Annotated in this window: 3 protein-coding genes; all 3 read right to left on the bottom strand. The window is 66.8% G+C overall.

Annotated elements, in window-relative coordinates:
- Nucleotides 1-47: 47 nt before the first annotated feature.
- The 3 genes from ACCD11_RS28230 to ACCD11_RS28220 are packed head-to-tail and all read right to left on the bottom strand — an operon-like array spanning nt 48 to nt 3,541.
- Entirely contained in the window at nt 48-767 is a 720-nt protein-coding gene (locus ACCD11_RS28230; RefSeq protein WP_413316421.1) for an ABC transporter ATP-binding protein, read from the bottom strand.
- Nucleotides 768-779: 12 nt separating this feature from the next.
- Nucleotides 780-2,033, bottom strand: coding sequence for an ABC transporter substrate-binding protein (locus ACCD11_RS28225; RefSeq protein ID WP_413316419.1), 1,254 nt, complete (start codon nt 2,031-2,033; stop codon nt 780-782).
- Between the two features lie 44 nt (nt 2,034-2,077).
- A complete protein-coding gene (locus ACCD11_RS28220) occupies nt 2,078-3,541 on the bottom strand; it encodes an aldehyde dehydrogenase family protein (RefSeq protein ID WP_413316423.1) in 1,464 nt (487 codons plus the stop codon).
- Between the last annotated feature and the right edge of the window lie 53 nt (nt 3,542-3,594).

Raw genomic sequence — 3,594 nt, 5'->3', positions numbered from 1 at the left:
GCTCCTTCCCCCAGAGGGGGAAGGAGCAATACAAAGTCGACGCGCACTCATGCTTCCATCCCCATGTACACCCGCCGCACCTCCGGGTCGTTCATCACCGCCCGCGGCGCGCCCTCGGCCAGCTTCTGCCCGAAGTTGATGACGAACAACCGGTCCGCCAGCGACAGCAGCGCATGCACTACATGCTCGATCCAGATCATCGTCACGCCGCGCGCCTTGATGCGCTGGAGCTCGCCGACCAGCACCGCGGCCTCTGGCTCCGTCAACCCGCCCGCGATCTCGTCGAGCAGCAGCAGCTGCGGCCGCGTCGCCAGCGCGCGCGCCAGTTCCAGCCGCTTGCGGTCGAGCAGGGTCAGCCCGCCCGCCGGCTTGTTCGCATGCGCCATCAGGCCCGTCTGCTCCAGCACCTCGTGCGCCGTGTGCCAGGCCTCGCGCTCCGTCTGCTGTCCGCCGAAGCAGGCAGCGGTCACCAGGTTCTCGAACACGCTCATGTTGCCGAAGGGCTGCGGCACCTGGTAGCTGCGGCCGATGCCCGCATGGCAGCGCTGGTGCGGCTTCAGCCGCGTCACGTCGCGGCCCGCGTACTCCACACGCCCCGCGTCGACACGTACGTCGCCCGAGATCAGGTTGAACAGCGTGGTCTTGCCCGCGCCGTTGGGCCCGAGAATGCCCAGCGTCTCGCCCTCGGTCACTGACAGCGTGATGTCGTCGGTGACCTTGAGCGCGCCGTAGGACTTGCTCACGGCATGCAGTGCCAGCAGCGTCATTGCGTTCGCTCTTCAGAGCAGCCGCAGCTTGCCGCCGGTGGGAATGTTCGTCGCCGCCTCGTTGTTCACGATGGTCAGTTCCACCTTGTACTTGCTGCCCTTGCCCCACTGGCCGAGCACCAGCGGCGTCTTGCTGACATTCTTGAACGGCCCCTGCCCGCCCCACTTCACCGGCCCGACCACCGAGTTGATCGACGTCGACGCCACCGCGTCGCGCACGTCGGCAGCCTTCAGCGACTTTGCCCGCCCGAGCGCATTCGCCGCCACCTCGAACAGCGCGTGCGCGAAGCCGATCGGCTGCGTCCACTGCTTCTTCGTGCCGGCCTCGTACGCGTCGGCCAGCGCCTTCGCGCTCTGCTGCGTGAGGCTCGAAGTGAAGGGATGCGAAGGGCTCCACCACACCTCGGTCGAGAGGCCGTCGCCCAGGTCGCCCAGCGCCTCGATCGCGCCCGGGAACAGCAGCGCCTTGCCCAGCGTGATGACCTTCGGCCTGAAGCCCTGTTGCCGCGCCTGCGTGAGGAAAGTCTTGGCGTCGGGCGGAATCACCACGCCGGTGACGATCTCGACACCCTCCTTCTTGAAGGCCGCGATCTGCGCGCTGAAGTCCTGCGTGCCGTTCTGGAAGCGGCCCGGGTCGGTGAGCGTGAAGCCCATTGCCGCGAGCGGCTTCGGAAAGCCCAGCTCCTTGTCGCCCCATGCATTGCCGTCGCCGTCATTCGGGAACAGGCCGCCGACCTTCTTGTTGGTGGCGAGCGTCTTCCAGCCGTTGGTGAAGTTGGCGATGACGTCCTCCAGCCCCCAGAACATGTGGTACGTCCAGTTGAAGCCCTTCGCCGGATCGCCCTTGCGGCCGAAGAACCAGGGCTGCCACGGCACCACGCTGGAGATGCATGGCACCTCGTTGAGCTCGCAGGCATCGCTCACCGGGTTGGCGGTCTCGGGCGTTCCGGCGGTGAGCACCAGCACCACCTTGTCCTTCAGGATCAGGTCGTTCGCCACCTCGCCCGCGCGGTTGGGGTTCGACTGGCTGTCCTTCAGCACGATCTGCACGGCGTACTTCTTTCCACCGAGGCTGATGCCGTCCTTGAAGGCGGTCTTCATCTGCTCGATCACCCATTTGTCGGCCTCGCCGAAGGGTGCGAGCGGGCCGGTCTGCGGCGAGACATAGCCGATCTTGAGCGTGTCGGCCGCGAACACCAACGGGCTTGCGCCCGAGGCGACCAGCGCGGCCGTGGCCTGCGTGAACTGTCTGCGATTGAATGCCATGGTTGTCTCCGTCTCTTGTGTTTGTATTGCCGCAACGACCGGGATCAGCGCACGAAATGCGGCGGTATCTGCGCGTCGACATTCACCCACACGCTCTTGACCTGCGTGTATTCGCGCATCGCGTCGAAGCCCATCTCGCGGCCGTAGCCGCTCTGACCCACGCCGCCGAAGGGCGAGCCGGGATTCACGCGCTTGTAGCTGTTGATCCAGACCATGCCGGCGTGCAGGTCGCGCGCCACCTTGTGGGCGCGCTGCAGGTCGTTGGTCCACAGGCCGCTGCCGAGGCCGTAGTCGGTGCCGTTGGCGATCTGCATCGCCTCCTCGTCGTTCTTGAAGGTGAGCACGGTGACGAAAGGGCCGAAGACTTCTTCCTGCGCGACGCGGTCCCTGTAGGACTTCGCACGCATCACGGTCGGCTCGACGTAGAAGCCCTTCGCGAGATCGCCGCCAGGCGATTTGCCGCCAGCGAGCAGTTCACCGCCCTCGCCTTGCGCCACATCGACATAGCTCAGCACGCGCTCACGATGCTGTGCGCTGGTGAGCGGCCCCATCTCCGTCGCCTCGTCCAGCGGGTTGCCGAGGCGGATGGACCTGGCGAGCGGAATGAACTGCTCAAGGAAGGCATCGGCGATCTTCTCGTGCAGCATCAGCCGCGAGCCCGCGATGCAGGCCTGCCCCTGGTTGTGGAAGATGGCCCATGCACTGCCATTGACGGCCGCCTGCAGGTTCGCGTCCTCGAACACGATGTTGGGCCCCTTGCCGCCGAGTTCGAGCTGCACCTTCTTCAGGTTGCCCGCGCTGGCCTGCACGATGCGCCGCCCGGTGGCGGTGCTGCCGGTGAAGGCGATCTTCGCGATCTCCGGATGTTCGGCGATGTACTGGCCCGCCACGCTGCCCAGGCCCGGCAGCATGTTGACCACGCCGGGCGGCAGGCCCGCCTCGGCCATCAGCTCGGCGATGCGCAGCGAACTCAGCGGCGTGATCTCGGCCGGCTTCATCACGATGCAGTTGCCGGCCGCGAGCGCGGGCGCCATCTTCCAGCTCGTGAACATCAGCGGGAAATTCCACGGCACCACCTGGCCGACGATGCCGACCGGCTCGCGCAGCGTGTAGTTGAGGAAGCCTTCTTCGACCGGAATGGTTTCGCCCTGGAACTTGTCGGCCATGCCGCCGAAGTAGCGGAAGCACGCGGCGGTGCGCGGCACGTCGAGCCGGCGCGAATCGCGGATCGGGTGGCCGGTGTCGAGCGATTCGAGGCGCGCGAGTTCTTCGCCGTTGGCCTCGATGAGGTCGGCGAGTTTCAGCAGGATGCGGCCGCGGTCTGCGGCGGCCATGCGGCTCCATTTGGGGAAGGCGCGCTTCGCAGCCGCAACCGCTTTGTCGACGTCGGCCTTGCCGGCGAGCGCGACGTTGGCGATGGGCGTGTTGTCGTGCGGGTTCAGCGTGGCGAGGGTCTCGCCGGACTCGGCGTCGACGAAGCGGCCGTCGATGAAGAGCTGGTGGCGGATGGTAGAGGCAGGCATGGATTTCCTCTCCCTCCCCCGCTGGGGGAGGGTTGGGG

Origin of the sequence: Variovorax sp. Varisp36 (assembly GCF_047304235.1) — a bacterium.
Classification (GTDB): Bacteria; Pseudomonadota; Gammaproteobacteria; order Burkholderiales; family Burkholderiaceae_C; genus Variovorax.
Note: the sequence above shows the minus strand (reverse complement) of the source record. Positions and strands in the feature narration are given on the sequence as shown.

What these genes read in the sequence shown, in the direction of transcription:
- ACCD11_RS28225 (WP_413316419.1), bottom strand. Translation starts at nt 2,033, where the DNA reads ATGGCATTCAATCGCAGACAGTTCACGCAGGCCACGGCCGCGCTGGTC.
- ACCD11_RS28230 (WP_413316421.1), bottom strand. Translation starts at nt 767, where the DNA reads ATGACGCTGCTGGCACTGCATGCCGTGAGCAAGTCCTACGGCGCGCTC.